A 26,209-nucleotide genomic window follows, 5' to 3' on the forward strand; every position below is an offset into this window, starting at 1 on the left:
AATCAGCCCCCGACCTCGGCGTCAGCGTCAGCGTCAGCGTCAGCGTGAGCGAATTTCACCTCCGCTCCGTCGACCGCTCCCGCCCGCTACAGCACATCGACGGATGCCTTCGGCGACTACCTGCGCCGCATCGGCAGGGGGGCCCTGCTCACCGCCGTCGACGAGGTGACCCTCGCGCAGCGCATCGAGGTCGGGCTGTTCGCCGGCGAAGAATTGTCCCACGGAGTCGACGACCCGTCCCTGGCCCGCGAGTTGGCCTGGCTTGCCCATGACGGCCGCCGCGCGAAGAACCACTTCATCGAAGCGAATCTGCGCCTGGTGGTCAGCATCGCCAAACACTACTCCGGACGCGGAATGCCCATCATGGACCTCGTGCAGGACGGCAACATCGGCCTCGTCCGCGCCGTCGAAAAATACGACTTCATGACCGGCTACAAATTCTCCACCTACGCCACCTGGTGGATCCGCCAAGCCATCCACCGCGGCATGGCCCAGCCCGAGGAGCACGCCGTGCTCACCATGCGGGCTTCGGACATCGTTTTCTCCATGAGTGCCCTGCCGCCGCGGGAGCGGTCGATCCTGATGTCCCGGTTCGGTCTCGACGGGGGCGCGCCCCAAACGCTGGACCAGATCGCCGTCGTTCAGGGCGTGACCCGGGAACGGGTGCGCCAGATCGAGAAGCGCGCACTGGCCCTGCTGAAGGTCCCCCGACTCGAGCAGTACCTTCGGGACTGAACCTCGGCCGTGCCCCCTGAACGGAGCGTAGCGGTGCTGGCGACTTCACGCTATTCTCGGCACAAACTTTGTTATCGGGGGATATATGGGCAAGCTCACGTACAACTCGTCTCTGACAGCAGATTTCGACGACCGGGTCCTCGCCCATATCCAGGTCGTCATCGGGGCGAAGTTGCGACGCGGCGAGTGTTTCTATTTCACGTGGCGAGACGACCCCCAGGGCGGCGACGGCCGCAGCACGATCTGGCTGCATCCCGCGATACCCCTGGCCTACAAGTATTTCGGCGGGCGCTCCCCCAGCCTCAACCGCGAATGGATCGAAGCCCTCATGCTTTCGGCCAATTCCTCCGGCGGCCTCCAGCTCGTGCCGGAACCACATTGACCCGCGACAGTACTGGTGAAGGACGAATCGTGATCCGAGTCGATATTGTCTACGGCGGCGCGGAGTACTCGTTAGGCGGCCGGTCATTGGAGTCCATCCAGACCGAGGTTGAGACCGCGTTCCTGGCCGGGAAGCCCTACTGGCTGCGGGTGAACAGTGGCGGCGGGCGCTTCGAAGACGCCTACCTGCTGATCGCGCCGGGCATCCCCTTCGCAATTCTCAACGTCAAGCCGCACAACGGCCCGGACATTGATCTCGAGGTGGACGGGGCGTTCAACCAGGACGTGCTCTGACCTGACTGGCGTTCCCCGCCTGACCGGCGTTCCCCGGGAGAGCCCCCGGCTGGCACACTGGGAACATGCTGCCACCACTTGCTGAGTTGCTCAGAACTGCCCGCGTCGTCGCCCTGCCCCTGGCGACGCGGTTTCGCGGACTCGACACCCGCGAGGCCCTGCTCGTGGAGGGACCGGAAGGCTGGGCGGAGTTCTCCCCGTTCGCAGAATACGACGACGCGGAGGCTGCCACCTGGCTGCGGGCCGCCATCGATTTCGGTTGGCAGGCCACGCCGCCCCTGCTTCGGGAGCGCATCCCCGTGAACGCGACGGTGCCGGCGGTCACCGCCGACGAGGTCGCCGGCGTGCTCGCCCGGTTCCCCGGCTGCCGCACCGCCAAGGTGAAGGTCGCCGACCCCGGTCAGACCCTCGCCGACGACGTGGCACGCGTGCGCATGGTTCGCCGTGTGCTCGGGCCGGAGGGGCGCATCCGTGTCGACGCGAACGGCCTGTGGAACGTCGATGAGGCGGAGCACGCCATCCACGCCCTCAACGAGTTCGACCTCGAATACGTGGAGCAGCCCTGCGCCACCATCAAGGAACTCGCCGAGATCCGCCGCCGCACCGGCTACCTCGACGTCGGCGTCGCCGCCGACGAAAGCGTACGCCGCGCGAAGGACCCGCTGCTGGTGGCCCGCACGGGCTCGGCCGACATCCTCGTGATCAAGGCCGCGCCGCTCGGCGGAATCCGCGCCGCCCTGGCGCTGATCAACCAGACCGGGCTGCCCGCCGTGGTCTCAAGCGCCCTCGACACCTCGGTCGGCATCTCGATGGGCGCCCACCTGGCCGCCGCGATTCCGGAACTCAACTTCGACTGCGGACTCGGCACGGCCTCGCTCCTTGCCGCCGATGTCACCACCGACCCGCTGCTGCCGGTCGACGGCGGCATCCCGGTACGTCGGGTGACCCCCGACCCGCAGCTGCTGGAGCGTTACGCGGCCGCGGACGACCGGCGTGACTGGTGGCTGGCCCGCCTGACCCGCTGCTACGCGCTACTCACCGACTGAACCAATTCGACGGAGATTCTGCGCAAAAAGAGGGTTTTCGGCCTGTTTGGCGGCGATCCGGCCGAAATCTCCGTCGAATTCGTTAGGGGCGAGGACCCCTGGTCTAGAGGCCGGAGTAGGAGTGCAGGCCCTTGAAGAAGACGTTGACGATGCCGAAGTTGAACATGACGGCGGCGAAACCGATGATCGACAGCCAGGCGGACCGTGATCCGCGCCAGCCACGGGTCGCGCGGGCGTGGATGTAGCCCGCGTAGAGGGTCCAGATGATGAACGTCCAGACCTCCTTGGTATCCCAGCCCCAGTAGCGACCCCAGGCCTGTTCGGCCCAGATCGAGCCGGCCATGAGGGTGAAGGTCCACAGGATGAAGCCGATGATGGTGACCCGATAGGCCAGGTTCTCCAGCGTGGCCGCCGACGGCAGGGTGGCCAGGAACCGCAGCCGACCGCTCTTCGCGGACGCGAGGAGCGACTCACGCCGGAACTGGAGGAGTTGCACGGTCGAGAGGGCGAACCCGAGTGCGAAGAAGCCCGTGCCCAGCGAGGCGACGAAGACATGAATGACCAACCAAGCCGACTGCAGGGCCGGCGGCAGGGGCGCGACCTCTACGTAGAAGCGCAGCGCCGCGATGCCGAGAAGCACCAGCACCATGCCGGTGACGAAGGTGCCGAGGAAGCGCAGGTCGGCGCGGGTCAGCACGATCAGGAACACCGAGACGATCAGCAGGGTGCCCGTCATCGCGAACTCGTACATGTTCGCCCACGGGACGCGCTCGGCGGCCACGCCGCGGAGCACCGCCGACACCAGGTGGATCAGCCACGCCAGAACGGTGAGCGAGACGCCCACCCGCAGGCTGGCCGAGCGGCCGTAGGGGGTGACCGCGTCGTTCGCGATGCGAGCGCTGATGCGGGTGAGGGTGGTGGTTCCGCCCGCCGCGCCGGCCGCTTCCGCGCGCGCAGCTTCGGCCCGGCGCACCTGTGCGTCTGCCGCCGTGGCGGAGGTGACCGCCGCGGAGCGCTTGGCCAGGTCGAAGGAAAAGGCGATGAACGCGAGAGCGTAGACCGCCATGGCCGAGTAGAGGCTCAGAATGGAGAGCTCGTTGAGATTCACGATGACAGCCTATTTCTGTTCGGATGCCGGGGTGGCCGATTGGGAGGATAACAGCAGGTCCGTGTGCCGATCGGCGAGGTCGCTGACGGCGGATTCCAGGGTCGGGTCCTCGCCCCGGGCTAGACCCGCGTATTCGAGGCGCAGCGAGCCGTCCTGCTCCGGCACGGCCTTCACCCAGACCCGCCGACGTGGCACGAACAGTGACGTCAGCAGGCCGAGCAGGGCCAGAACGGCGAAGGACAGCACCCAGAGCTGGGTGGGGTCGTGGTGGATGTCGAACGAGGCAAACCGCAGCACAGAACCAGAGAAGTCCCCGTTCTGCGCCCCCGGGTTGGCGTCGTCGAAGGTGACGGACCCGAGGCCGTTCGGCAGTTCCCGGGTTTCCCCCGGCTCCAACTCGATCGACTCCACGCCGGTCTTGCCCCCGGTGAGCTGGGTCATCTTGTCGATGTCGAGCGAGTAGACCGACGTCGGCACGCCCGCGTCGAGCCCCAGGTCTCCCGAGTAGACGTTGAGGGTCAGCAGCGGGTATTCGAGGTCAGGGAAGGAGGAGAAGAAGGCCCCCGAATCCGCGGTGGCCTGGGTCGGGTAGAAGAAGCCGATCATGCCGAGTTGCTCGGCGAGCCCGTCGGGAACCTTGATCACGCCGAGGGAGGTGAGGTTGGCATCCTGCGGCAGGAACGGCACAGAGTCGGTGAAGACGACCACCCCGTTCGGGTCCTTTACGGTGAGGGTAGGGGCGTAGCCGTTGCCGAGCAGGTAGACGTCGGTGCCGCCGGTGCGGGCCGGCCCGTTCACCTTCACCTGGCTGGCCTCTGCGGCCTCACCCCGCGGGGTGATGGTGACCTCTGCTGTGAAGTCGATCGGCTGGCCGTAGGCCTTGAGGTTCTCCTCCTCGTAGGTGACGTCGAAGTTGTCGAGGGTGAGTTTGTAGGGCGTGAGGCTGGTGTCGTTGAAGAACCGGCCGGGGTTGAACGAGTCGTAGGCCAGCAGGGTATTCACGAAGGTCTGCCCTTCGACCAGCACACGTTGGCCGCTGAACCCAAAGCCGCCACCGAAACCGACGGTGATCAGGATGCCGACCAGGGCGAAGTGGAAGACCAGGTTGCCGGTTTCACGCAGGTAGCCGCGTTCGGCCGAGACCGAGGTCTCCCCGCGATTCTCAAAGACGGCCGCCCGGTAGCCGCTGGACTTCAGAAGCCTGCGGGCGGACTCGACGGCGGCCTGGGCATCCGTGCCGGCCGGAGCGATGCGCGCCGTGAAGCCGGCCAGCCGGGACAGGCGGGCGGGGGTGCGCGGCGGCTTGGCCCGCAGCGCGAGGTAGTGGTGCTTGGTGCGCGGGATGACGCACCCGATCAGCGAGATGAACAGCAGCAGGTAGATGGCCGAGAACCACGCCGACGAGTAGACGTCGAACGCCTGAACCGTGTCGAGCAGCGGTGCGAGGTCGGGGTTGTCGGCGAAGTACTGGGTAACCCCGTTCGGGTCGGAGCTGCGCTGGGGTACCAGGGATCCCGGCACGGCGGCGATCGCGAGAAGCAGCAGAAGGAACAGCGCGGTGCGCATGTTCGTCAGCTGGCGCCAGAACCAGCGCAGCCAGCCTGCGAAGCCGAGGTGCGGTTGCACGATTCCCGCGGAGGCCGGGGCGTCGTAATGGTCAGATGGCCGGGACATAACTTCCGATCGTTCCTTGCAGGTCGAGGAGCCAGGCGTTCCACACACCACTGACCATGAGCACGCCGATGAGAACGAGGAGGAGACCGCCAAACAGGTTGATAGCCCTGACGTGCCGTTTCAGGAAGGAAACGGCTCCGGTCGCCCAGCTGAGGCCGAGCGCGATGAGAAGGAACGGGATGCCCAGCCCGAGCGCGTAGAACAGGGCCAGCAGGCCCCCCTGCCAGGGAGAGCCCGTGGTCAGGCTGAGAGAGTTGATCGCGGTGAGCGTGGGGCCGGTGCAGGGGGTCCAGCCCACGGCGAAGACCGCGCCGAGCAGAGGGGCGCCGGCCAGGCCCATCCCCGGTTTCCAGGTTGCCTTCACGCTGCGCTGCGCGAAACCGAACTGGCCGACGAACACCAGGCCGAGCAGGATTATCACGACGCCGGCGATGCGGGTGATCGCATCGCGATACTGGTTCAGCCAGAATCCGGCAACCCCGAAAATGACACCGGTGAGCACGAAGACGAGGGTGAAGCCGAGGATGAACAACAGGACCCCGAGCAGCAGACGGTTGCGGCCCCGGCGGTCGCCGCGCGCGGCGGTCGAGCTGCCGTCGGTGAAGCCGCCGATGTAGGCCAGGTAGCCGGGCACGAGCGGGAGGATGCAGGGAGAGGCGAACGAGACGAGCCCGGCCAGCACGGCGATGGGAATGGCCAGGTAGAGCTGGCCGCTGAAGACGATCTCGCCGAAGGGGTTGTCCACGCCTACGAATCCTCGGCGATCGCGTCGCGCACGAGAGTCTCGAGGATGGAGGGCTCCGAGATCGCACCGAGGATGCGGGCCGCGACCCGGCCTGACCGGTCGAGCACCAGCGTGGTGGGAACGGCGTTGGGCGGGATGCTGCCGCTGAACGCGAGCTGCATGCTCCCGTTGTCGACGTCCATCACCGACGGGTAGGTGATGCCGAAGCTCTCGTTGAACGCGGTCGCGTTCGCGGCCTGGTCCCGCACGTTGACGCCGACCCAGTGGGCGTCCGTGCCGGCGAATTCCTCGTTGAGTTTTTGCAGGGCCGGGGCTTCCGCCCGGCAGGGCGCGCAGCTGGCGTACCAGAAGTTGACCACGACGACCTTGCCGGCGTAGTCCTCGCTGGAGAGCGGGTCGCCGTTTTCGTCGGCGCCGCTCCAGGAGATGGGATCGCCGCGCTCGGCGGCCGGGATCTCGGTCCAGCTGCCGTCACCGGCGATGAAGCCCTTACTGCTGCCCTCGCGGTACTGTTCGGCGAGCGGGTCGGCGGAGCAGCCGGTCAGCAGTAGCGCCACGGCAACCAGGGCGGTGACGGCGGCGCGGGGACGGAGGTTCATACGGCTCCTACGTCCGAGGCGCCGACCTGCAGCGACAGGGCAGGGTTGGAGTAGCCGGTCTCGTCGGGGAAGCCGCCGGGCCAGGACAGGGTTGTGATGCTCGACAGGTCGCAGCGGCGTTTGCGCGGGTCGTGCGGCAAACGCTGCCGGGCCAGGGCGCGGTGCACCATCCAGATCGGAAGCTGGTGGCTGACGAGCACGACGTCGCCCTCGTCGACCGAGTTGCGGGCATCCTCGATCGCGGCGAGCATGCGCTTCGCGATCGAGTCGAACGGTTCGCCCCAGCTGGGACGCAGCGGGTTGATCAGCGGGTGCCAGCTGCGGGGATCGCGCAAGGCCCCGCCCGTGCCCCGCATCCGTTTGCCCTCGAAGAAATTGGTCGGCTCGATGATGCGCGGGTCGATGTCGACCGGAAGGGTGAAGGCAGCCGCGATCGGAGCGGCCGACTCCTGCGCACGCTGCAGCGGTGAGGAGATGATGCGGGCGACGGGGCGCCCGCGCTCCACCAGATCGGCGGCGGCCGCCTCGGCCATCTGAGCCCCCAGATCGGAGAGGCGGAATCCGGGCAGGCGTCCGTACAGAACGCGCTCGGGATTGAAAACCTCACCGTGCCGCACGAGATGTACCTGTCTGGCTACCACTCTCCCAGTCTACGGAGGGGGCACCCGCGAATACGCCGAGAGCCGTACGGCTAAACTTGACCGGTGACTGAGCGCATAGTGATCAAGAACCTGGACGCCCTCGACAACGGACCCGTGACGGTGTCCGGGTGGGTCGACACCGTCCGAGACCAGAAGAAGGTGCAGTTCGTCGTGCTGCGCGACGAATCCGGCGCGGTGCAGCTCGTGAACCCGCGCACCACGGATGCCGACGGCATTGTCGTCGCCGACGAACCGGCCACCACCATCTCCACCCTGTCGCAGGGCAGCTTCGTCACCGTCACCGGTGAGCTCAAGCACGACGAGCGCGTCAAGCTCGGCGGCATCGAAATCAAGCTCGCGACCCTCGAGGTCGTCACGGTCGCCATCCCCGAGACCCCGATCGCGGCCGACTCCAATCTGGACAAGCGCCTCGACTGGCGCTTCCTCGATCTGCGCCAGCCCAAGCAGAACCTGATCTTCCGCCTCCAGACCACGTTCGAGCACGCACTGCGCACGTACTGGATCGACAATGACTTCATTGAGTTGCACACCCCGAAGCTGATGGCCAGCGCGAGCGAGTCCCGCGCCGAGCTGTTCGAGGTGGAGTACTTCGACACCAAGGCCTACCTCGCGCAGAGCCCGCAGTTCTTCAAGCAGATGGCCCAGGCCGCCGGCTTCGGCAAAATCTTCGAGGTCGGACCGGCGTTCCGCGCCGACCCGTCGTTCACCAGCCGTCACTCCACCGAGTTCACCAGCGTCGACTCCGAGATCAGCTGGATCGACAGCCACGAAGACGTCATGCAGCTGCACGAAGAGCTGCTTGTCGCCGGATTCACGGCCGTCAAGGAGAAGCACGGCGACGAGGTCCTGGCCCTCTTCGGGGTCGAGGTCACCGTGCCCAGTACACCGTTCCCGCGCATCCCGCTGGCCGAGGCCAAGGAGATCGTCAAGACCCGCGGCTACGAGGTCCCGCGCGATGACGACGACATGGACCCCGAAGGCGAACGCCGGATCGCCGCCTACGTGCTCGAGACCTTCGGCCACGAGTTCGTCTTCCTCACCGACTACGCCTCAAGCATCCGGCCGTTCTACCACATGCGCCACGAGGGCGACGCGAGCATCACCAAGAGCTATGACCTGATCTTCAACGGCACCGAGATCTCCACTGGAGCGCAGCGCGAGCACCGCATCGACATTTTGGTCGAGCAGGCCAAGGAGAAGGGCGTCGACCCCGAGGAGATCGAGGGCTACCTCGACTTCTTCCGCTACGGCGTTCCGTCGCACGGCGGGTTCGGCATGGGCCTCGCCCGGGTGCTCATGCTGATGCTGCACCAGGCCAGCATCCGCGAGGTCACCTACCTGTTCCGCGGCCCGACGCGCCTCGAGCCGTAGCCGAACGAGCCGTAGCCGAACGGTCAGACGACGACATCGACGGCCATCCTCGACGATACGACGGAACGGATGAAGGTTCCCGCCGCCTGGTGGGCGGGGTGCACCTGGTAGCGGTTGACGGCGTCCAGGTCGTCAAAGTCGGCGATCAGCACGACGTCCCAGTTGGAGCCGCCGGCGACGTCGAAACCCACCTGCAGTGAGCGGATCTCGTCGACGACGCCCACGAGCCCTTCCAGGCGGACCGCGATCCCGGCCGCGGCGGCGGCCTTCTGGACCGGGTCGGCCGGGGCTAGTTGCCAGGAGACGATGTGCCGGATCATCGCACGGCCAGAAGCGCCGTGCGCAGCCGCAGTGGATCGATGCGCCAGTAGTTGTGCACCTTGCCGTTGAGCAGGAGCACCGGGATGTCCTCGACGTACAGGGCGTGCAGCTCGGCGTCGTCGAGAATCGAGCGCTCTTCGAGCACGATGTCGGGGGCGGACGGGTCGTCGGCGAGTTTGGTCACGACGCTGCCGACCAGATCCCGGGCGTCATCGCAGAGGTGACAGCCGGGCTTGCCGATCAGGGTGAGGAGTGCAGTAGCCATTGCTCCAGCCTATGCTGGCTCGCCGACGCAACGCGCAACTAGACTTGACCGCACACATGTCCGAAGACACCATCGCCCCCGCAATCGCGTTCTTCGACGTGGACAACACCCTCCTGCGCGGCGCCAGCCTGTACCACCTCGGTGTGGGTGCCTGGCGGCGACGACTGGTCACCGGCCGGGACCTGCTCTCCTTCGCCTGGAAACAGGCCCGATTCCTCTACGTCGGCGAAAACAGGATGCACCTCGCGAGCATCCGGGAGCGCGCGCTGGAAGTGGTCGTGGGCTACAGCCGGGACGAACTCGTCGCGCTCAGCACGGAGATCTTCGACGCCCGCCTCTTGCAGCGGCTCTGGCCGGAAACGGTCGCCGTCGCCCGTGCGCACCTCAAGGCCGGGCGCGAGGTCTGGCTCGTCTCCGCGACCGCCCAGGAGGTGGCCGACGTCATCGCCGAACGGCTGGGCCTCACGGGCGCGCTCGGTACCCGGCTCGAGGCCGTCGACGGAATTTTCACCGGCCGCCTCACCGAGGGTGTCTGCCACGGTGTCAGCAAGGCCGTCGCCGCCAACGCCCAGGCAGAGCGCAGCGGCGTCGACCTGGCCGTCTGCTGGGCCTACTCCGACTCCCACAACGACATTCCGTTGCTGGACTTGGTCGGCAATCCGGTGGTCGTGAATCCGGATGCCACGCTCCGCCGCTATGCCGCGGCCCGCCACTGGCCGGTGATGATCCTCAAACGCGGCAGCATCAGGGCCGCCACCCGGACAAGCAAAAAGCGCTAGACCCCAGGGGCCTAGCGCTTACGCCGGTAGCTATTACAAACGGTTCAGAACCGTCTACTTCTTATTGCGACGCTGGTGGCGAGTCTTACGAAGCAGCTTGCGGTGCTTCTTCTTCGCCATACGCTTGCGTCGCTTCTTGATTACAGAACCCACACGGACCTCACAAAAGAATTGGTTTCGCCGCGGGATTCGCGACAGACACGGTAGATATCAGTCTACCGGAAAAACAACACTCTCCTACGCGGTGTGCGCATTCGGGCGTTCAAGCGCCGCCGACTAGTCGATTCTCCGCCATTTTCGGGGCTTCGCATCTTTGACCGCATGCGCCATTTGGTATGATGTTTCCGCAAAGGCCTTTCCGATGGCCGCGGCGAATGCCCGCTGTTCCACCTTCAAGCCCTCGGTCTCCTCGGTCAGCTCCTCGACGGTGGCGTCGAAGTCGACAGTGAGGAAGGGGATCAGCCAGTCTTCGATTTCCTCCAGCGGCGCGTAGTCAAGATGGTAATACCGGTGCTGACCGGCTTCTCTCACGCCCACCAAGCCCGCTTCGCGCAGCACCTTCAGGTGCTTCGAGATGGTTGGCTGGCTCAGGCCGAGCTTGTCGACAATGTCAGACACGCTCAGCTCTCCGCCGGCCGTGTTCGATTGGTTGTATCGCTCGAGGAGAATGCGTAGAATTTCGCGTCGGGTCGAATCCGCCACCACGCCAAAGATGTCTGCCATGCCTCAAGGCTACTCATTCCCGGTGGGGGATACCATGGCGACAGCCGTTCGTCGCGGGCAAGTCGGAGGTTTCAGTGCAGACTCGGATAGCGGAGTCCGCCTTCGCACCGCGTCCCACCAGTTGGTACGCCTGGTTGCGAGACTCAGTGGACGGTCTGGTCCGCAGCTCGCCGTCCCGATTCGCCATCCTCGTTTACACCGCACTGGTCCTAGTGTTCACCCTCCTGTTCTCCCTGCTCATCGCCACGGCAGACCGCATCGTCACCCCGCTGCACGACGCCCTCTTCACCGCGGTGTCGGTGATCTGCGTGACCGGCCTCGCGACGGTGGACATGGCCACGCACTGGTCGGCCTTCGGCAATGTCCTGGTGGTGGTCGGCGTCAATATCGGCGGGGTCGGCGTGCTGACCCTCGCCTCTCTGATGGGAATGGTCATTTCCCGGCGCCTGGGCCTGCGCGCCCGGCTGATGGCCGCCAGTGACACGAACCCGTCCCGCATCCATGCCGGACCGGTCAATGAAAGACAGGCCGTTCGCCTGGGCGAGGTCGGCAACCTGCTCGTGACGGTCGCGATCAGCGCCTTCGTAATCGAGCTGGTCGTGGTTATTCTGCTCTTTCCGCGTATCCTCGCGGTCGGGACACCTGTCGGCGAGGCGCTCTGGCAGAGCGTGTACTACGCGGCCATGGCGTTCACCAACAGCGGCTTCTCCCCCAACGTCGGAGGTTTGGCCCCGTTCGCCAGCGACTACTGGTTCCTCAGCGCCTTGATGGTGGGCGCCTTCCTCGGCAGCCTGGGTTTCCCGGTGATCTACGCCCTCGTCCGGGGCTGGCATAGCCCCAGACGCTGGTCGCTGCACGTGAAACTGACCCTCTTCACGACCGTGGTGCTGCTCGTGGCCGGCGTCGCCGTGTACATCGCGCTCGAGTTCGACAACCCGAAGACGTTCGGGTCGCTGAACGTGGGCGACACGATCTTCCAGTCGCTCTTCCTGTCGATGATGACCCGGTCCGGCGGCTTCTCGACCATCGACATCAGCGACCTGCAGGGGGCGAGCCTGCTCGCCACGGACATGCTGATGTTCATCGGCGGCGGCTCCGCGTCGACCGCCGGCGGCATCAAGGTGACGACCCTGGCCATCCTCTTCCTCGCCGCCTTCGCCGAGGCCAGCGGACGAAGCCAGATGGAAGCGTTCGGCCGCCGGATCCCCAGCGACATCCTGAGGCTCGCGGTCAGCGTGGTGCTGTGGGGCGCCACGACGGTGGCCGTGTCCAGCATCCTGATCCTGCAGATCTCCAAGGCGCCGTTCGACCAGGTGCTCTTCGATGTGATCTCCGCGTTCGCCACCTGCGGCCTGTCGACGGGCCTGACCGGCGAACTGCCTCCGGCCGGAGTGTATGTGCTGGCGGCAACCATGTTCATGGGCAGGATTGGTACAGTGACTCTCGCCGCTGCCCTCGCCGCGAGCCAGAGCAGGCAGCTGTTCTCTCGTCCGGAAGAGAGACCCGTCGTTGGCTGACCGCTTCAAACACGACGCACCGGTGCTCGTGATCGGCCTCGGCCGGTTCGGCGCGGCCACCGCGGGGCAACTCGACCGGCTCGGACGGGATGTGCTCGCCGTCGACGACAGCGCGGTCCTCGTGCAGAAGTGGTCCGAACGCGTCACGCACGCGGTGCAGGCCGACGCCACCTCCATGGAAGCGCTCCGCCAGATCGGCGCGCAGAAATTCTCGATCGCCGTCTGCGCCGTCGGCTCGTCCGTCGAGGCCAGTGTGCTGATCGCGGCGAATCTGGTCGACCTCGGAATCCCGCAGATCTGGGCGAAAGCGATCTCCAAGTCGCACGGCACGATCCTCGAGCGCATCGGGGTGAACCACGTCGTCTTCCCGGAGGCACAGGCAGGCGAACGCCTGGCGCACCTCGTCTCCGGACGCCTGCTCGACTTCATCGAATTCGACGACGACTTCGCCCTGGTCAAGATGATCCCGCCCAAGCCGATCCGGGGCCTGAACCTGACCGAATCCGGGCTGCGCCGCAAGTACAACGTCACCGTGGTCGGTGTGAAGAGCCCCGACCGCCCCTTCACCTACGCCACCGAGAAGACGGTCATCACCGACCAGGACCTGATCATCGTCTCCGGCACCGAGTCCGACATCGAGCGGTTCGCGTCGCTGGAGTTCTAGGGGCCTGGAGTTCTCGTGGCCTGGAGTTCTAGTGGCCGGCGAGTTCGCGGGCCCGGGCGAGTGCGGCATCCGTCGCCCGGTCGAACAGGTCCTTGATCCCGCCCTTTTCCAGCTCCCACACGGCACGCTCGGTGGTGCCGCTCGGGCTTGTGACCTGGCGGCGCAGTTCCGTCGGGGACAGGTCGGATGCCACCAGCAGGCTCGTCGCACCGAGGAAGGTGCCGTTCACCATGACCGCGGCCTCCTCCGGGGTGAAACCCTTGGCGATCGCCGTCGCGGTGAGCTGCTCGATCAGGTAGAAAACGTAGGCCGGACCTGACCCGGAGATGGTGCTGAGGGCATCGAGCTTCTCCTCCGGCACGACCAGGACGTCGCCGACGGTGCCGAAGAGGGACCTCGCGAGCTCGAGATCGGTGTCGCTGGACCGCGTGCCGGCGCTCAGCCCGGTGACGGCCTTGCCGACAAGGGCCGGCGTGTTCGGCATCGAGCGGATGACCGACACGGATTCGGGCAGCGACGCCTCGAACGTGGCAATGGTGACGCCGGCGGCGACGCTGATGACGAGCGTGCCCGGTTCGAGACTGTCGGCGATCTCGGCCAGCAGGTCGAGGACCATGACGGGCTTCACGGCGACGATCACGATGCGCGCGCCGGCGACGGCCTTGCGGTTGGCCGTGGGCTCGTCGGCGGTGGCCCAGGCGGTGACGCCGGGGATTCCTGCGAGTTCGTCGGCCTTCGCCGTGGAGCGGTTGGTTGCCCGGATGCCGCCCAGAACGGTCACATTCGGGTTCAGCAGCCCGGTCAGAACGGCCCTCGCCATCGATCCGGCGCCGAGGAACGCGATGGCGGGCAGTGTGGTGGTTGCAGTCGAAGTCATCCGACGAGTCTACTTTCGCCCCCTGTGCCGGGTCCGTCTGGTGTGCATTCTAGGATTGCCCCATGAGCACTTCGGGCGGGAACAAAGCAATCGTGGCGGCACTCCTCGCCAATCTGGGGATCGCGATCACGAAATTCGTGGCCTGGGCATTCTCCGGTTCCTCCTCGATGCTCGCCGAGGGCGTGCACTCCCTGGCCGACTCCGGAAATCAGGTGCTTCTACTCGTCGGCGGTCGCAAGGCCAAGCAGGAAGCCGACAAGGAGCATCCGTTCGGCTACGGCCGGGAACGCTACGTCTACGCGTTCGTGGTGTCGATCATCCTGTTCTCCGTCGGCGGCGTCTTCTCCCTTTACGAGGGTGTGCGGAAGCTGCAGGACCCGCACCCGCTCGACGTGCCGTGGCTGCCCATCGTGGTGCTGCTGGTCGCCATGGGACTCAAGTCCTTCTCACTTCGCACCGCCATCCAGGAATCGAACCTCGTGCGCGGCAACCAAAGCTGGGTGCAGTTCGTGCGGCACGCGAAGGCGCCCGAGTTGCCCGTCGTGCTGCTCGAAGACATCGCCGCTCTCGCCGGCCTGGTCTTCGCCTTCCTCGCCGTCGGCCTCACCATCATCACCGACGAGCCCGTCTGGGATGCCATCGGCACCCTGTTCATCGGCGTACTGCTCGTCCTGGTCGCCGTGGTCCTCGGCGTAGAGACCAAGAGCCTCCTCGTCGGCGAAGGCGCCGGTAAGACGGATGCCGCGGCCATCGAGCGTGCCATCCTGGCCGGTCCGGAGACGCGCAAGATCATCCACCTCAAGACCCTTTACCTCGGCCCGGACGAACTGCTCGTCGCCGCCAAGATCGCCTTCGAGGCCGACAGCCAGTTCTCCGATGTGGCGGCGGGCATCAACACCGTCGAAACCCGCATCCGCGAGGCCGTGCCGGCGGCCCGCGTCATCTACCTCGAGCCGGACCTGTTCTTCGACCCCAACCGCCGCACGCCGCCCACCGACACCATCGTCATCAAAGGCAGCGAGTGAACCGCACCGCGGTCGTCCTGCGCCACGATGACACGATCCACCTCGGCAACCTCGAACCGGTGCTGCGGGAGCACGGTTACTCCATTCGCTACGTCGACACGCTCAAGGAGGACGTGCGCGCCCTCGACCCGCGGGAAGCCGACCTGCTGGTCGTTCTCGGCGGCGAGATGGGGGTCTACGAGGCCGACGAGTTCCCCTCGCTGCACGCCGAGATCGACCTGCTCACGCAGCGGCTCGGCGCCTCTCTGCCCGTCTTCGGCGTGTGCCTGGGTGCGCAGCTGATGGCGAACGCCCTGGGCTCCCGCGTCTACCGCGGGCCGACGAACGAGATCGGCTACCGCTCCGTGGAGCCCACGAAGGCCGGGGCGACATCCCCGCTGCGGCACGTCAGCGGCGTCCCCGTCTTCCAGTGGCACAGCGACACGTTCGACCTGCCCGACGGGGTGACACGGCTCGCCGGGTCCCCCCAGTACGGCAATGAGGCCTTCGGGATCGGAGACTGGGCGCTGGCCGTGCAGTTCCACCCGGAGGTCACCGAGGAGATGCACGAGGTGTGGCTGGCGGCCTCGGAGGCGGAGGTGGCCGCCGAGGGCTTCGACGTGGGCGACCTGCGCCGCGAACGCGAACGTTACTCCAGCGGTATGCAGAACGCTTCCCGGTCCATGTTCAGCGAATGGCTCGACGGGTTGGGTCCGCGAAGAACGCCCTGAGCAGCTCCCCGCATTCGTCAGCGTCGACCTCGGCGTAGACCTCAGCGCGGTGATTGAGCCGGCGGTCACGCAGCACGTCGTAGACCGATCCGGAGGCGCCGGCCTTCTCGTCCCACGCGCCGAAAACCACGACCGGCACCCGCGCGGCCAGGATCGCGCCCGCGCACATCACGCAGGGCTCCAACGTCACTACCAGGGTACAGCCGGTCAGGTGCCAGTCCCCCAGGGACGCGGCAGCGTGACGGATGGCGACGATCTCGGCGTGGCCGGTGGGATCCTGCAGCGCTTCGCGCTCGTTGCGTCCGCGGCCGATCACACGGCCGGACGGGTCCAGCACCACCGCACCGACGGGCACATCCCCCGTTTCGAGGGCAGTGCGGGCCTCGCAGAGCGCGAGCCGCATCCATTCGCTGTGCCGGCGATCGACCTCGCCCATCTACGTTCCCTTCCCCGACTAGTAGATTGAGCCTATGCGAGTCCACGTAGCCGACCACCCCCTGATCACCCACAAACTCACGGTACTCCGAGACAAGAACACGCCGTCGCCGATCTTCCGGTCACTTGTCGAAGAGCTGATGACCCTCCTCGCCTATGAGGGGACCCGCGGCGTGCGAGTCGAGGACGTGACCGTGCAGACCCCGGTCTCCGAGGCCCGCGGCGTGCAGATCAGCGACCCCAAGCCGCTCGTCGTGCCGATCCTCCGCGCCGGCCTGGGCATGCTCGAGGGCATGGTCAAACTGCTACCGACGGCAGAGGTCGGCTTCCTCGGCATGGCCCGCAACGAGGAGACCCTTCAGCCCGCCACCTACGCGGAGCGCCTGCCCGACGACCTCTCCGACCGCCAGTGCTTCGTGCTCGACCCGATGCTGGCCACGGGCGGTTCGCTGATCGCAGCCATCCAGTTCCTCTTCGACCGCGGCGCCGTCGATGTCACGGCCATCTGCATCCTCGCCGCACCTGAGGGGCTCGCCGCGGTCGAGAAGGCCCTCGAGGGCCGCGAAGTGACCATCGTTCTCGGTGCCGTCGACGACAAGCTTGACGAGCACGGATACATCGTTCCCGGCCTCGGTGACGCCGGCGACCGCCTCTACGGTTTGGTCTAGCCCTAGCGAGCACCAATTCCGTCGGGCGGCGGACACTGAAGGTCCTGCGACATGCCGGGCGTTGATACCGGGCATATTCAAGAATCTTTGATGAAATCGAATTTCATCATGGAAACTTTCATGCTTTCGCGATCCGCGGTGGATTCTCCGATCCGCCGCGGAGCCACCGAACGTGATGCGTGTCACACGGCGTCATCCTTGGTTTCAGAATTGACACACGCCGTAACAGTGGGCTTTACTCGCAACTATGACAACGAGCGCACGCCCCCAGACCTCCTTCGAGGCCCCCGGGACTGCCGGCATGATGATGCCCGGCAGCTGCTGCGCGTGTTGCCGAATGTCCCGCTAAGCAGCGAACACCTCGCCGAGTTCCCGCCCCGCTGACTTCACGCGGCCGGTTGGTTGAACTCCGGAGCCCCTCTCGCTCCCTCCAGGCCTCTCACCGGCCGCACTTTTTCGAACCTGGAACAGCTCCTCAGCGTCGGGTTCACCTGCAGTACCCCAGCCAAGGATTACTCTCATGTCGCTTGCCCACATTGACACCGCCCGCTCGGCCCAGGCCGCACGCCTCGAACGCCAGGCCGCTCCGACGCCCGCCGCACCCCGCATCCGCGCCGTGCCCGAGGGCACGCAGGCCCGCGGCTTCGTTTTCTACGTCGGCATCGACGAGGCCACGGCCGCCGCGGCCGGGACCAGCCTCAGCCGCATCGTCGAGGCGCTCAAAGCCCTCACCGGAACCATCGCGCCGACGGCGGAGACTCATGCCGCCGTCGCACTGGCGCCCGCCGGAGCCGGTGGACGCGACGTCGACGTCGTGCGCCTCGCCCTGCAGGACCCGACTGCGCTGGCCCGGCACCGCACTGTGACGGACGACCCCGACCGCGCACTCGGCGGCGTCGTGGTGGACATCTCCCGCAAGCGGGTCATCCTCGACGGCGAGACCGCGGCGCTCACCTACAAGGAATTCGAGCTGCTGCAGTACCTGGTGCTCCGCGAAGGCCGCACCATCGAGCGTGCCGAACTGATCGCCAAGCTGTGGAACGCCGCCGACGAGGAAGACGCGCCGAATGAGCGCACCATCGACGTGCACGTGCGTCGCCTGCGCGCCAAGCTCGGTCGCTACGAAGACATCGTGCGCACCGTGCGCGGGGTCGGCTACCGCTTCGACCGGCACGCCGACGTGTCGATCCGCCAATCGAGCACGCCGAGCCCGGACGTCTTCTAGCTTCCAGCTTCCCGCTGTGTGAGTCCCGCCGCCGTGGGCGATGAGGGTTCGCCGATTGGGGTTTCCGGGGCCTTGCAGCGCCTCTCCTCGAACGAATTCGACGGAGATTCTGCCCAAATCGTCCCCGCAATACTCCGAAAAGCAGTTTCAGACCAGAATCTCCGTCGAATTGGTCCAACACCGGGCACGGCGCTCCGCCTGAGATGAACAGCATCCACAAATTGCGGTCGGTTCTGGCCTTCCGGGAGCGACGCTGCAAAACAATTCGACGGCGATGGCGTGACAGAGGGCCGGTCGTAGTAGCTACGACCGACCCTCTTCCCTTGCACCAAGAGTGTCCTGCAATCACATTTCGCGTCTTCCGCCACAGCAAACGGTTGACGCACTTCGAATATATAACGAACGCATAACGAAGCGCCACTTGTTTGTCATTCTTTTTTTTGTTCAAATCCCCACGAGTGGGGGAGGCGGCCCGATGCCGAGTCCCTATTCTTGGAGATCAAGGATGTGGGGAGGCAGCGTGACCGATCGAGCCGTGGCCGTGGCCGCCTGGGAATCACTGTTTCGTGCCCAGGTTGCCATTATGCGCAGCCTGGCCGCCGATTTTCCGGCTCATGACATCTCGTTCAACGAGTACGACGTGATGTTCAACCTGTCCCGGGCCGCCGGCCGGCGCCTGCGGCTCCGCGATTTGAATCGGCAGGTGCTGCTGACCCAGCCGAGCGTGAGCCGTCTGGTCGACCGGCTGGCCGCGCGGGGCTATGTGCGGAAGCACACCGACCCTACTGACGGCCGCGGCGCCCTGATCGAACTGACGGATGCCGGCTTCGACCTGTTCCGCCGGGTCGCTGTCCAGCACATGGGCACCATCACCGACCGCATCGGCGACACGCTCGGCACCGACGAGCTCCTGCAACTCACCGCCCTCTGCGATCGCCTGCATGGCGCGGACTGACCTGCGCCGCCCAGGTTGCGCCGCCTTGACGGAACCCGGCGCGCCGCCTCTCTCTGCCCTGTGCAGGGCGCGCGAGCGGGCGTACGGTGATCCGCGAGGAGGTGATTCTCATGCATGCAGCGCAGGGAGACCGGGTCGTCATCCGAGGAAAGACGGTGGAAGCACCGGACCGGCACGGTGAGATCGTGGAGGTTCGCGGGCCCGACGGCGAACCTCCCTACCTCGTGCGGTTCAGCGAAGGGCATGAGAGCATCCTGTTCCCCGGCACGGACTTCATGATCGAGCACATCGAACCTCGCTAGCACAGGATGCCGGAGGGTGCGGCACACGCATCCGGCCAGGTCAAGGGGGTACTGCGCCGACATCACCTGAGTCAACTTCGAAACACGCGTTGCAGATCGTGGCGGGTACAAGATCAGGAGCTTCAGCCATGAGAATCACGTGTCCTTTTTGCCACTCGACAGCTCGCCTGACGCCGAACCCGGCGCACGCCGCGCACCGCGCCCTCCCCGTCTACGTGCTGACCTGCTCCGGCTGTGATCGCACCAATGTGCGCCGCGAGTCGGCGCATCTGCCTCGGCCGGTCCTGGCCGTTCGCTGATCCGGCGGCCGTCACTCCTCGGTCAGCGGGCGTCGAGGCGGCCGATCAGCTTGTGGGTCGCTGTCATGGCGCCGCCGAGCACGGCCGGTATACCGCCGCCGGGGTGCACCGATGCCCCCACCCGCCACAGCCACGGGCGTAACCGGCTGGTGTACCCGGGGCGGTGAAACGGCCCGCTCTGCCAGAGCGGGTTGGTGGCGCCGTAGAGCGCACCACCGGTGGAGCCCCAGCCAGCGAAGTACCGCGGATCAAGCACGACGTGATCACGGAACAGCTCGCTGATCGGCCGGTCCAGGCCCACGGCGGCGCTGACCCGCGCGACCTCACGCGCCACCCACGGGCTGTCGAGGTCATAGCGGCGGCCGTCAGCGGGCGCGGTGAGGAGCACCGCCACGGTGGCCCGGTCGTTGGCATAGACCTCGTGCGGCCGGTAATAGTTCAGGAAGGCCATCGTCTGCTCGGGCACAGCCCCGGCATCGAGACTGCGGTGCAGGGCGGCCGGGTCGTCGGGCAACACGACGGAATGCGTGGCGGTGCCCTCCGGCAACGAGGTCTCAAGCACGGCATAGATGGCCACGCCGGAGCAGGACAGCTTCCGTGGCCGGACCGGCGGCACGCCGAGCAGCCCGTCGAGCACCCCACGGTCGAGCCCGCTCACGATCACGTCGGCCGGATGCGTCGCCGTCGCCGTGGTCACGAGCCCTTTCGACACGGCGGTGACGGGCTCGCTAATGCGCACGACCGCGCCGGCGTTCAACGCGAGCCGGTGCAATGCGAGCGGCAGCTCGTTCACACCGCCCTCGGGAACCCACACGCCGTCCCTGGCCATGATCGCCGGCATGCTCGCGTACAGTGCGAGGGTGTGCCGGGGAGAGACACCGGCATTGAGGGTGTGGATGGCGATAACCTCACGCAGGCCTTCGGGCATCCAGCTCAGGCCGTCGAGAAAGCTGCGCGTGGTCAGGCGGGTGCCGTAGAGCCGAAACACGTTGCGTACGGCCGGCAGCGATGCCGGATCGGCCGGGTCGGCGGTCAGCATGCTCGTGAGTTGAGGCCCGAGGCCACCGTGTTCTTTTTCGAACCGGGTCCAGGCCGCGTGCCACGGGTGACCGGCGGGCACCGGCAGGACGGCGTCCGCTCCCCGGTAGAAGTACCGGCCCACCTCAGGCAGTCTCCGCAACGTCACCGCGGCCACCGCGGCGGCTTCGGCGGGAACAGAGCGGCGGGCGCCGAGCGCGTCGTAGCGGGCCAGCAGCTCCTCCCAGACCAGAGGAAAGGTGACCAGCGCCGGTCCGGTGTCCACGTGCTGCCCGTCGATTTCGAGTCGTCGGCTCTTGCCGCCGATCCAGTCGGAGCCCTCCAGCACCGTCACCGAATGGCCGGCGCGGGCCAGCAGCGCGGCGGCCGTGAGCCCGCCGACTCCCGCGCCGAGCACGACGATGCGCTGCGGGGTCAGGTTCGTCTTCCTGCGGGATCGTGTCATAGGAGCTCCTTGAGCAAAAAAACTGCCACGAGCTGGGCCCCGGCGACGGAACCTGCGACGTAGGGGAACGCGATCGAGTAGCGGTACATTCGGCGGGCCGTCATCGGCGTGGGGCTGCGCCCCAGCGACCCCACCAGCCAGCCGGCGATGAGCGCATTCACCACGGCGACCGGCCAGTTGATCAGCGCGAAACCCACGGTGGACAGGGCCCACCACGCGCCGCTCCACACCACGGCGCCGCGCGCGCCGAGATGAACGGCAGTGGTTTGAATTCCGGCTGCACGGTCCTCGTCGATGTCCTGCACCGCGTCGTAGGTGTGCTTGGCCACACTCCACGCCATCAGTCCGATCGCCGTCGCCCAGACCGGTGACTCGCCGAGGGCGAGAGGCACGAAGACCAGCGGGAAAGCGTAGGCGGCGTTACTGAGCGAGTCGAGGTAGCGCCGGGCTTTGAAACGCAGCGGGGGTGCCGAGTAGAAGATGAAGATCACCATGTACGCGGCGATCCAGGCGAGCGCCGCCGCCGGCAACGTAGCGAGGAAATACGCCACGAAAGGCGCGTTGGTCAGTACGACTCCGAGCACGATGGCGCGGGTTTCCGAGCCGAGGATGCGGGCCCCCTCGAGGCCACCCTTGCGGGCGTTCCGAGCATCCGTTTCCTGGTCGAAAATGTCGTTCACACCGTAGATCAGCAGGTTGAACGGCAGCGTCACCCAGAGGAGCAGCGGAACAATCTCCCACCGCCACAAATCCCCGACCAGCCACATGGCGATGACGGTGGTTCCGATGGTGTTGACCCAGAGCACCGGTCGGGAGATCTGAACCAGGCGGGTGAGCACTTTCTCACTCTATCGCTGCGAGAGACCGCGTTTTTTCGGGTGCCGACGCCCATGCATTTCGGACAAACAGGAAACCCCCGCAATCTGCTGATTGCGGGGGTCCAGATGTGCGCCCGAAGGGATTCGAACCCCCAACCTTCTGATCCGTAGTCAGATGCTCTATCCGTTGAGCTACGAGCGCAGGCTGCCCAGAGCTAAGTACTCTCTGACAACTTGAAAACTATAGCAGTTATTCGGGATGCTCCGGCGCGGCAACCGGACCCGAGGTGCGGATTCCGAGCCAGGAGGCGAGCCCGCCGGCGAACATCAAGCCCGCGACGACGACCATCACGCGCTGGAATCCCGGAACGTCGAGCGTAGTTCCGATGATCGTGCCGGCCAGAGCTACCGCGACTAGACCGGCCACCCGGGCGACGGCGTTGTTGATGGCCGAGCCGATGCCGGCCTGCTCGGGCCGGATGGAGCCGAGGACCGCGGAAGTGAGCGGCGCCACGGTGATGGCCAGGCCGAGGCCGATCACGACGACGGCCGGCACGACCTGCGACCAGAGCGCGATCGGCGGCACCGCCCCGAGTAGCAGCAGGAATCCGGCTCCTGCCACCATCGGGCCCACGGTCATAAACGCGCGCGGTCCGTAGCGGCCGGCCAGGGTGCCGAACAGGGTCGCGAAGAGCAGGAGCATGGCGGTCGCCGGGATGCCGGCGAAACCGGTTACGGTCGCCGAGAAGCCGCCGACCTGCTGCAGATAGAGCGTGAACACGAAGAAACCGAGGCCGAGGGCGGCGTAGAAACCGACCGTGGCGATGTTACCGACGCCGAAATTGCGGATCTTGAACAGGCTCAGGGGCATCATCGGATGCGGCGCGCGCGCCTCCCACCAGAGGAACCCCGCGAAGGCCAGCAGCCCGACGACAAGCGGCACGAACACGACCGGGCTGGCCCAGCCCAGCCGCCCCTGCTCGATCAGGGCGAAGACCGGACCGCCCAGCCCGAGCGCGGCCAGGCCGGCGCCCCACGCGTCGATGGGGGCCGCCGGACGGGTGCGCACCGGCTCGTCCAGGCCGGCCAGCAGCACCAGGGTAACCATGATGGGGATCACGTTGAGCCCGAAGATCAGGCGCCAGCTGAGCGTGTCCACCAGGATGCCGCCGAGCACCGGACCCATGATGCCCGCGATGCCCGTCCAGCCGGTCCAGGCCCCGATCGCTCGAGCCTGCGCCGCCCCCGAGAACGTCGAGGTGATGAGCGCCAGGGAGCTCGGCACGAGCAGAGCCGCCGCCACGCCCTGCAGCACCCGGGCCAGCACGAGCGCACTCCCCCAGGGTGCGACCGCGCACGCCAGCGAGGTGATCCCGAACCATACCAGCCCGATCCGGAGCACCCGCACCCGGCCGAACGTGTCCGAGAGTGACCCGGCCACGAGGATCAGGGCGCCCAATGAGAGCAGGTAGCCGTCGACCGCCCACTGTTGCAGCACCAGACCGCCGCCGAGTTCCCGAGAAATCGCCGGCAGCGCGACCGTGATGATGGAGCCGTCCAGGAACGCCACGAACGACGCCAGAATGGCCACGATCAACACCCGATGCTCTCTGGAAATCACTCTCCCAGTTAACCCGATTCGCGGCCCGATCGAAGGCCCGATCCGGAGGGCGCGGGCCCCGGTGTGGCCCTAGACGAGGTCTGGGGCAGGTGCAAAACTGACGCCATGACCGCGACCCGCAACACCCAGGCATCCTTCGAATACGCCGGCCTTCGGGCCCTGTTCATCAATTGCACCCTCAAACGAAGCCCCGAAATCAGCCACACACAGGGCCTGATGAACCTCAGCATCAACCTGATGCACGAGCAGGGCGTCCACGTCGAGAACATCCGGGCCATCGACCACGACATCGCCTCGGGCGTCTACCCCGACATGACCGAACACGGCTGGGCGACGGATGCCTGGCCCGCCCTGTTCGACAAGGTGCGCGCCTCCGACATCGTCGTGATCGGCGGGCCGATCTGGCTCGGCGACAACGGCTCGGTCACCAAGCGCGTGATCGAACGGCTCTATGCCATGTCGGGGGAGCTGAACGACAAGGGTCAGTACGTCTACTACGGCAAGGTGGGCGGGGCCGTCATCACCGGCAACGAGGACGGCGTGAAGCACTGCGCGTCGAACGTGCTCTATAGCTTGCAGCACATCGGCTTCACGATTCCACCGACGGCCGACGTCGGCTGGATCGGCGCGATCGGTCCGGGCCCGAGCTACCTGGACCCGGGTTCCGGGGGGCCGGACAGCGACTTCACGAACCGCAACGTGACCTTTATGACCTGGAACCTGATGCACCTGGCCGCAATGCTGAAGGCAAACGGCGGCATCCCCGCGTACGGGAACCTCCGCGCGGATTGGGACGAGGGCGAGCGATTCGGATTCCAGCCGAACCCGGAGTACCGATAGCGGCGTCGACGCGCCCGAAGTGAGGACGCCATGACCGCGACCCTGCGCGAGGTGGCGCCGGCCTCCCCGCGGAGCCGCTTGGACGTGCGGGTCACCGGCGAGATCGTGCGCGGCGTGGACGACAATGGCATTCGGCCTGGCGAGACATCCCCTACGCCGCGCCACCCGTGGGCGAGCTGCGGTTCCGGGCCCCGCAGCCGGTGAGGAGTGCCTGAGTGTCAACGTGCTTCGGCCGGCGTCGGCGTCGCGTAGACGGCTGGGCCGCCCGGTGATGGTCTTCATCCACGGCGATGGCTACAGCGTGGGATCCTCGCAGGATTTCACCGGCCGAGGGGAAAGTTTCGTGCGCACCGGGCGGGTGGTCTGCGTCAGTTTCAACTACCGGCTGGGTGCCCTCGGCTACCTCGACTTCTCCCGGTATTCGACATCGGAACGGCCCCTGGAGAGCAATCCCGGGCTGCGCGACCAGGTGGCCGCCCTCTGGTGGGTGCACGACAACATCCGTGCCTTCGGGGGGAACCCCCACAACGTGACCGTGTTCGGGGAATCGGCCGGCGCCAACGCGGTGCTCCATCTGATGGCGACGCCCTCCGCCGCGGGGCTGTTCGCCCGCGCCATCGCGCAGAGTCCCCCGACCAGAGCGTCGTTCTCGCACTCACTGACCGAGGGCTGGGCCGCCGAGTTCGTGGTGGAGTTGCGCTCCCAGCGGCCGCACGCCTCCGCCCTGTCGCCGAACGAGCTGCTGACCACCGCCGCGGTAGCCGACCTGACCCAGGCGGCCGTGGCGCTGCAGGCGCGCACGCCGGATGCCAACCCGGGCACCTTCTGCCTGATCCCGGTGATCGACGGGGATTTCCTGCCCGAGCGGCCGCTCGACGCCTTCCGTCACGGGACCGCGCACCGGGTGCCGCTGATCATCGGCACCAACGAGCGGGAGGGGTCGCTGTTCCGGGGCCGGGTGGACATCCTGCCGAAGTCGCCGACGCGTATCGCGGCCGTTCGACCACGCCCCGGTGAGCTCGCACGACGCGATGCGCTCCGTCGACGCGAGCCTGCCGGCGAAACGGTCGTCGTCAGACTTCGGCGGGGATTTCGTGTTCTGGTATCCGAGCCTGCAGATCGGCGACTTCCACTCCCGGGTCGCGCCGGTCTGCACAGACCGGTTCGACCTGGCCCCGCGGCTTATGCACATGCTGGGCATCGGCGCCACACACGGAATCGAGCTGTTCGCCCTGTTCGACCACGTCGACGGCCCCACGGCCCGGGCCATGACCCTGCTCGGCGGGCGGGAACTCTTCATCATTGCGGGCGAACGGATGCGCCTGCACTGGCTTCGCTTCGCCTGCACAAGGCGGCCCGACGACACCTGGCCGACCTACTCGGAAACAGACCGGCTGACTCTGATCATCGACGAGGTCGATCGCATCGAATCGGATCCGCGAGGAGAGCGGCGGGCGGTCTGGCAGGAGTTCCTGCCGAACTTCTAGCGGGTAGCGGCGGTTGAGCCCGTCGGCGTGAGCTCCCCGTTACTCCTGCGCCGGCCACTGGCCGAAAGAATTCGACGGAGATTTTGCTCAGAACCGGCCCACAGCATCCGTTTGGGCGCGAAATCGGTAAAATCTTCGTCGAATTCGTTAGGGGCCCGGGTGCCTGAGGCGCGACCGACGGATGCACGTGGTCGGCAACACCACGGCACCGCGCCGACCGAAATACTTTCTATACTCGTGCAGAACCTCTTGACTGCACATTCGTATACGTCTACTATTGAGGTATGGCTGGAGCCCCCACTCCGCACCACCCCACCGCCTCACCGCAGGCGGTGCCTTCCCTCGCGCAGGCACCCCTCGCGCAGGCACCCCGTGCACACCTCGTGCAGCAGCTGCAGCAGGCGCGTGACCTGGCCGCGGCCGTGCTGGACTCGGTGTCCTTCTCCCTCCTGGGCGAGGCGGACGCGATGATGGTGCTCGGCACGGTCGAAGACCTCGGCCGCCGGGTCGATGCGGCCAGGGTCGCCTCCGCCGCTGACATTTCGGTACGGTGCCGCCGTATCCTGGGCAATGAGTCCCT

31 protein-coding genes, 1 tRNA gene and 2 pseudogenes are annotated in these 26,209 nt (G+C 66.8%); 19 read left to right on the forward strand and 15 right to left on the reverse strand.

Features of this window, described 5'->3' with window-relative positions:
- Window positions 1-114: 114 nt before the first annotated feature.
- The 5 genes and pseudogenes from E3T40_RS17550 to E3T40_RS06870 all read left to right on the forward strand — a co-directional run.
- Window positions 115-192, forward strand: a pseudogene (locus E3T40_RS17550) (sigma-70 factor domain-containing protein); the annotation flags it as partial.
- Complete coding sequence (locus E3T40_RS17555) at window positions 166-735, forward strand: sigma-70 family RNA polymerase sigma factor (protein ID WP_134542970.1); 570 nt, start codon at window positions 166-168, stop codon at window positions 733-735. The pseudogene E3T40_RS17550 and the gene E3T40_RS17555, both read left to right, overlap by 27 nt.
- Window positions 736-820: 85 nt before the next feature.
- On the forward strand, window positions 821-1,117 hold the full coding sequence (locus E3T40_RS06860; RefSeq protein WP_104100695.1) for an ATP-dependent DNA ligase: 297 nt from the start codon (window positions 821-823) through the stop codon (window positions 1,115-1,117).
- A gap of 29 nt (window positions 1,118-1,146) precedes the next feature.
- Window positions 1,147-1,410: a hypothetical protein gene (locus E3T40_RS06865; RefSeq protein WP_104170472.1), complete on the forward strand. Its 264-nt coding sequence runs from the start codon at window positions 1,147-1,149 to the stop codon at window positions 1,408-1,410.
- Window positions 1,411-1,475: 65 nt separating this feature from the next.
- Window positions 1,476-2,456 carry an o-succinylbenzoate synthase gene (locus tag E3T40_RS06870; protein ID WP_134542971.1) on the forward strand — a complete coding sequence of 327 codons (981 nt, stop codon included), beginning with the start codon at window positions 1,476-1,478 and terminating at the stop codon, window positions 2,454-2,456.
- 103 nt (window positions 2,457-2,559) lie between these two features.
- Here E3T40_RS06870 and ccsB read toward each other — a convergent pair whose 3' ends face one another.
- The 5 genes from ccsB to E3T40_RS06895 are packed head-to-tail and all read right to left on the reverse strand — an operon-like array spanning window position 2,560 to window position 7,223.
- The gene (gene ccsB, locus E3T40_RS06875; protein WP_134542981.1) at window positions 2,560-3,522 is read right to left on the reverse strand and encodes a c-type cytochrome biogenesis protein CcsB; all 963 of its coding nucleotides are present in this window, start codon (window positions 3,520-3,522) and stop codon (window positions 2,560-2,562) included.
- 51 nt (window positions 3,523-3,573) lie between these two features.
- A complete protein-coding gene (locus E3T40_RS06880; protein ID WP_134542972.1) occupies window positions 3,574-5,238 on the reverse strand; it encodes a cytochrome c biogenesis protein ResB in 1,665 nt (554 codons plus the stop codon).
- On the reverse strand, window positions 5,222-5,983 hold the full coding sequence (locus tag E3T40_RS06885) for a cytochrome c biogenesis CcdA family protein (RefSeq protein ID WP_104194605.1): 762 nt from the start codon (window positions 5,981-5,983) through the stop codon (window positions 5,222-5,224). The genes E3T40_RS06880 and E3T40_RS06885 overlap by 17 nt, the downstream gene beginning before the upstream one ends.
- Window positions 5,984-5,985: 2 nt before the next feature.
- Window positions 5,986-6,582 (reverse strand): TlpA disulfide reductase family protein, encoded by a 597-nt coding sequence (locus E3T40_RS06890; RefSeq protein WP_104170476.1) that lies wholly within the window; start codon window positions 6,580-6,582, stop codon window positions 5,986-5,988.
- Window positions 6,579-7,223, reverse strand: coding sequence for a histidine phosphatase family protein (locus E3T40_RS06895; protein WP_104194606.1), 645 nt, complete (start codon window positions 7,221-7,223; stop codon window positions 6,579-6,581). Before E3T40_RS06895 ends, E3T40_RS06890 begins: the two co-directional genes overlap by 4 nt.
- A gap of 63 nt (window positions 7,224-7,286) precedes the next feature.
- On the opposite strand from E3T40_RS06895, the gene aspS reads away from it, so the two are divergent.
- A complete protein-coding gene (gene aspS / locus E3T40_RS06900; protein WP_166786597.1) occupies window positions 7,287-8,615 on the forward strand; it encodes an aspartate--tRNA(Asn) ligase in 1,329 nt (442 codons plus the stop codon).
- 23 nt (window positions 8,616-8,638) lie between these two features.
- Here aspS and E3T40_RS06905 read toward each other — a convergent pair whose 3' ends face one another.
- Together E3T40_RS06905 and E3T40_RS06910 are read right to left on the reverse strand one after the other, a co-directional pair.
- On the reverse strand, window positions 8,639-8,935 hold the full coding sequence (locus tag E3T40_RS06905; protein WP_104170478.1) for a Dabb family protein: 297 nt from the start codon (window positions 8,933-8,935) through the stop codon (window positions 8,639-8,641).
- Complete coding sequence (locus tag E3T40_RS06910) at window positions 8,932-9,201, reverse strand: glutaredoxin family protein (RefSeq protein WP_104170479.1); 270 nt, start codon at window positions 9,199-9,201, stop codon at window positions 8,932-8,934. The genes E3T40_RS06905 and E3T40_RS06910 overlap by 4 nt, the downstream gene beginning before the upstream one ends.
- A 56-nt stretch (window positions 9,202-9,257) precedes the next feature.
- On the opposite strand from E3T40_RS06910, the gene E3T40_RS06915 reads away from it, so the two are divergent.
- Complete coding sequence (locus E3T40_RS06915; protein ID WP_104194608.1) at window positions 9,258-9,980, forward strand: HAD family phosphatase; 723 nt, start codon at window positions 9,258-9,260, stop codon at window positions 9,978-9,980.
- A 54-nt stretch (window positions 9,981-10,034) separates the two neighbouring features.
- Here E3T40_RS06915 and E3T40_RS06920 read toward each other — a convergent pair whose 3' ends face one another.
- Together E3T40_RS06920 and E3T40_RS06925 are read right to left on the reverse strand one after the other, a co-directional pair.
- A complete protein-coding gene (locus E3T40_RS06920; RefSeq protein WP_003792170.1) occupies window positions 10,035-10,133 on the reverse strand; it encodes a 30S ribosomal protein bS22 in 99 nt (32 codons plus the stop codon).
- Window positions 10,134-10,256: 123 nt separating this feature from the next.
- On the reverse strand, window positions 10,257-10,703 hold the full coding sequence (locus E3T40_RS06925) for a helix-turn-helix transcriptional regulator (RefSeq protein ID WP_104170481.1): 447 nt from the start codon (window positions 10,701-10,703) through the stop codon (window positions 10,257-10,259).
- Window positions 10,704-10,849: 146 nt separating this feature from the next.
- Here E3T40_RS06925 and E3T40_RS06930 point away from each other — a divergent pair, with 146 nt between their 5' ends.
- Both E3T40_RS06930 and E3T40_RS06935 read left to right on the forward strand, forming a co-directional pair.
- Complete coding sequence (locus tag E3T40_RS06930; RefSeq protein WP_241981699.1) at window positions 10,850-12,220, forward strand: TrkH family potassium uptake protein; 1,371 nt, start codon at window positions 10,850-10,852, stop codon at window positions 12,218-12,220.
- Entirely contained in the window at window positions 12,213-12,884 is a 672-nt protein-coding gene (locus E3T40_RS06935; protein WP_104194609.1) for a TrkA family potassium uptake protein, read from the forward strand. Before E3T40_RS06930 ends, E3T40_RS06935 begins: the two co-directional genes overlap by 8 nt.
- A 28-nt stretch (window positions 12,885-12,912) precedes the next feature.
- Here E3T40_RS06935 and proC read toward each other — a convergent pair whose 3' ends face one another.
- On the reverse strand, window positions 12,913-13,761 hold the full coding sequence (gene proC / locus E3T40_RS06940) for a pyrroline-5-carboxylate reductase (protein WP_104100681.1): 849 nt from the start codon (window positions 13,759-13,761) through the stop codon (window positions 12,913-12,915).
- Between the two features lie 62 nt (window positions 13,762-13,823).
- Here proC and E3T40_RS06945 point away from each other — a divergent pair, with 62 nt between their 5' ends.
- Both E3T40_RS06945 and E3T40_RS06950 read left to right on the forward strand, forming a co-directional pair.
- On the forward strand, window positions 13,824-14,786 hold the full coding sequence (locus E3T40_RS06945; RefSeq protein WP_134542973.1) for a cation diffusion facilitator family transporter: 963 nt from the start codon (window positions 13,824-13,826) through the stop codon (window positions 14,784-14,786).
- Entirely contained in the window at window positions 14,783-15,496 is a 714-nt protein-coding gene (locus tag E3T40_RS06950; protein ID WP_134542974.1) for a glutamine amidotransferase, read from the forward strand. Before E3T40_RS06945 ends, E3T40_RS06950 begins: the two co-directional genes overlap by 4 nt.
- Here E3T40_RS06950 and tadA read toward each other — a convergent pair.
- The gene (gene tadA / locus E3T40_RS06955; protein WP_134542975.1) at window positions 15,453-15,932 is read right to left on the reverse strand and encodes a tRNA adenosine(34) deaminase TadA; all 480 of its coding nucleotides are present in this window, start codon (window positions 15,930-15,932) and stop codon (window positions 15,453-15,455) included. The genes E3T40_RS06950 and tadA overlap by 44 nt on opposite strands.
- 34 nt (window positions 15,933-15,966) lie before the next feature.
- Here tadA and upp point away from each other — a divergent pair, with 34 nt between their 5' ends.
- The 4 genes from upp to E3T40_RS06975 all read left to right on the forward strand — a co-directional run bounded on the left by upp (window position 15,967) and on the right by E3T40_RS06975 (window position 19,081).
- Window positions 15,967-16,599 carry a uracil phosphoribosyltransferase gene (upp, locus tag E3T40_RS06960; RefSeq protein WP_104100677.1) on the forward strand — a complete coding sequence of 211 codons (633 nt, stop codon included), beginning with the start codon at window positions 15,967-15,969 and terminating at the stop codon, window positions 16,597-16,599.
- Window positions 16,600-17,119: 520 nt separating this feature from the next.
- The gene (locus tag E3T40_RS06965; RefSeq protein ID WP_134542976.1) at window positions 17,120-17,824 is read left to right on the forward strand and encodes a winged helix-turn-helix domain-containing protein; all 705 of its coding nucleotides are present in this window, start codon (window positions 17,120-17,122) and stop codon (window positions 17,822-17,824) included.
- A gap of 505 nt (window positions 17,825-18,329) precedes the next feature.
- Window positions 18,330-18,779: a MarR family winged helix-turn-helix transcriptional regulator gene (locus E3T40_RS06970; protein WP_104170487.1), complete on the forward strand. Its 450-nt coding sequence runs from the start codon at window positions 18,330-18,332 to the stop codon at window positions 18,777-18,779.
- Between the two features lie 110 nt (window positions 18,780-18,889).
- A complete protein-coding gene (locus E3T40_RS06975; protein WP_104170504.1) occupies window positions 18,890-19,081 on the forward strand; it encodes a DUF1918 domain-containing protein in 192 nt (63 codons plus the stop codon).
- Window positions 19,082-19,402: 321 nt separating this feature from the next.
- On the opposite strand, the gene E3T40_RS06980 is transcribed toward E3T40_RS06975, so the two are convergent.
- From E3T40_RS06980 to E3T40_RS06995, 4 genes are all read right to left on the reverse strand, one after another.
- Window positions 19,403-20,863 (reverse strand): NAD(P)/FAD-dependent oxidoreductase, encoded by a 1,461-nt coding sequence (locus E3T40_RS06980; protein ID WP_134542977.1) that lies wholly within the window; start codon window positions 20,861-20,863, stop codon window positions 19,403-19,405.
- Window positions 20,860-21,702 carry a UbiA family prenyltransferase gene (locus E3T40_RS06985; protein WP_134542978.1) on the reverse strand — a complete coding sequence of 281 codons (843 nt, stop codon included), beginning with the start codon at window positions 21,700-21,702 and terminating at the stop codon, window positions 20,860-20,862. Before E3T40_RS06985 ends, E3T40_RS06980 begins: the two co-directional genes overlap by 4 nt.
- Window positions 21,703-21,810: 108 nt before the next feature.
- Window positions 21,811-21,883: transfer RNA gene (locus tag E3T40_RS06990), tRNA-Arg, on the reverse strand.
- 48 nt (window positions 21,884-21,931) lie between these two features.
- Entirely contained in the window at window positions 21,932-23,302 is a 1,371-nt protein-coding gene (locus E3T40_RS06995) for an MFS transporter (RefSeq protein WP_198411951.1), read from the reverse strand.
- Between the two features lie 105 nt (window positions 23,303-23,407).
- Here E3T40_RS06995 and E3T40_RS07000 point away from each other — a divergent pair, with 105 nt between their 5' ends.
- From E3T40_RS07000 to E3T40_RS07010, 4 genes and pseudogenes are all read left to right on the forward strand, one after another.
- On the forward strand, window positions 23,408-24,142 hold the full coding sequence (locus E3T40_RS07000) for a flavodoxin family protein (RefSeq protein WP_104170490.1): 735 nt from the start codon (window positions 23,408-23,410) through the stop codon (window positions 24,140-24,142).
- 124 nt (window positions 24,143-24,266) lie between these two features.
- Window positions 24,267-25,034 (forward strand): annotated as a pseudogene (locus tag E3T40_RS16980) (carboxylesterase family protein); the annotation flags it as partial.
- Window positions 25,035-25,155: 121 nt separating this feature from the next.
- On the forward strand, window positions 25,156-25,629 hold the full coding sequence (locus E3T40_RS16985; protein WP_241981700.1) for a hypothetical protein: 474 nt from the start codon (window positions 25,156-25,158) through the stop codon (window positions 25,627-25,629).
- A gap of 284 nt (window positions 25,630-25,913) precedes the next feature.
- The coding region (locus E3T40_RS07010) for a hypothetical protein (RefSeq protein ID WP_134542979.1) at window positions 25,914-26,209 on the forward strand (296 nt) is incomplete at its 3' end.

Source organism: Cryobacterium sp. TMT1-19, from assembly GCF_004403055.1.
Lineage (GTDB): Bacteria > Actinomycetota > Actinomycetes > Actinomycetales > Microbacteriaceae > Cryobacterium > Cryobacterium sandaracinum.

Excerpts from the sequence above, each read along its gene's own strand:
- E3T40_RS06860 (WP_104100695.1), top strand. The coding sequence starts at position 821 with ATGGGCAAGCTCACGTACAACTCGTCTCTGACAGCAGATTTCGACGAC.
- proC (WP_104100681.1), bottom strand. The coding sequence starts at position 13,761 with ATGACTTCGACTGCAACCACCACACTGCCCGCCATCGCGTTCCTCGGC.
- upp (WP_104100677.1), top strand. The coding sequence starts at position 15,967 with ATGCGAGTCCACGTAGCCGACCACCCCCTGATCACCCACAAACTCACG.
- tadA (WP_134542975.1), bottom strand. The coding sequence starts at position 15,932 with ATGGGCGAGGTCGATCGCCGGCACAGCGAATGGATGCGGCTCGCGCTC.
- E3T40_RS06965 (WP_134542976.1), top strand. The coding sequence starts at position 17,120 with ATGTCGCTTGCCCACATTGACACCGCCCGCTCGGCCCAGGCCGCACGC.
- E3T40_RS06925 (WP_104170481.1), bottom strand. The coding sequence starts at position 10,703 with ATGGCAGACATCTTTGGCGTGGTGGCGGATTCGACCCGACGCGAAATT.
- E3T40_RS06880 (WP_134542972.1), bottom strand. The coding sequence starts at position 5,238 with ATGTCCCGGCCATCTGACCATTACGACGCCCCGGCCTCCGCGGGAATC.
- E3T40_RS06970 (WP_104170487.1), top strand. The coding sequence starts at position 18,330 with ATGTGGGGAGGCAGCGTGACCGATCGAGCCGTGGCCGTGGCCGCCTGG.
- E3T40_RS06910 (WP_104170479.1), bottom strand. The coding sequence starts at position 9,201 with ATGGCTACTGCACTCCTCACCCTGATCGGCAAGCCCGGCTGTCACCTC.
- E3T40_RS07000 (WP_104170490.1), top strand. The coding sequence starts at position 23,408 with ATGACCGCGACCCGCAACACCCAGGCATCCTTCGAATACGCCGGCCTT.
- E3T40_RS06870 (WP_134542971.1), top strand. The coding sequence starts at position 1,476 with ATGCTGCCACCACTTGCTGAGTTGCTCAGAACTGCCCGCGTCGTCGCC.
- E3T40_RS06975 (WP_104170504.1), top strand. The coding sequence starts at position 18,890 with ATGCATGCAGCGCAGGGAGACCGGGTCGTCATCCGAGGAAAGACGGTG.
- E3T40_RS06890 (WP_104170476.1), bottom strand. The coding sequence starts at position 6,582 with ATGAACCTCCGTCCCCGCGCCGCCGTCACCGCCCTGGTTGCCGTGGCG.
- E3T40_RS06915 (WP_104194608.1), top strand. The coding sequence starts at position 9,258 with ATGTCCGAAGACACCATCGCCCCCGCAATCGCGTTCTTCGACGTGGAC.
- E3T40_RS06945 (WP_134542973.1), top strand. The coding sequence starts at position 13,824 with ATGAGCACTTCGGGCGGGAACAAAGCAATCGTGGCGGCACTCCTCGCC.
- E3T40_RS06905 (WP_104170478.1), bottom strand. The coding sequence starts at position 8,935 with ATGATCCGGCACATCGTCTCCTGGCAACTAGCCCCGGCCGACCCGGTC.
- ccsB (WP_134542981.1), bottom strand. The coding sequence starts at position 3,522 with ATGGCGGTCTACGCTCTCGCGTTCATCGCCTTTTCCTTCGACCTGGCC.
- E3T40_RS06980 (WP_134542977.1), bottom strand. The coding sequence starts at position 20,863 with ATGACACGATCCCGCAGGAAGACGAACCTGACCCCGCAGCGCATCGTC.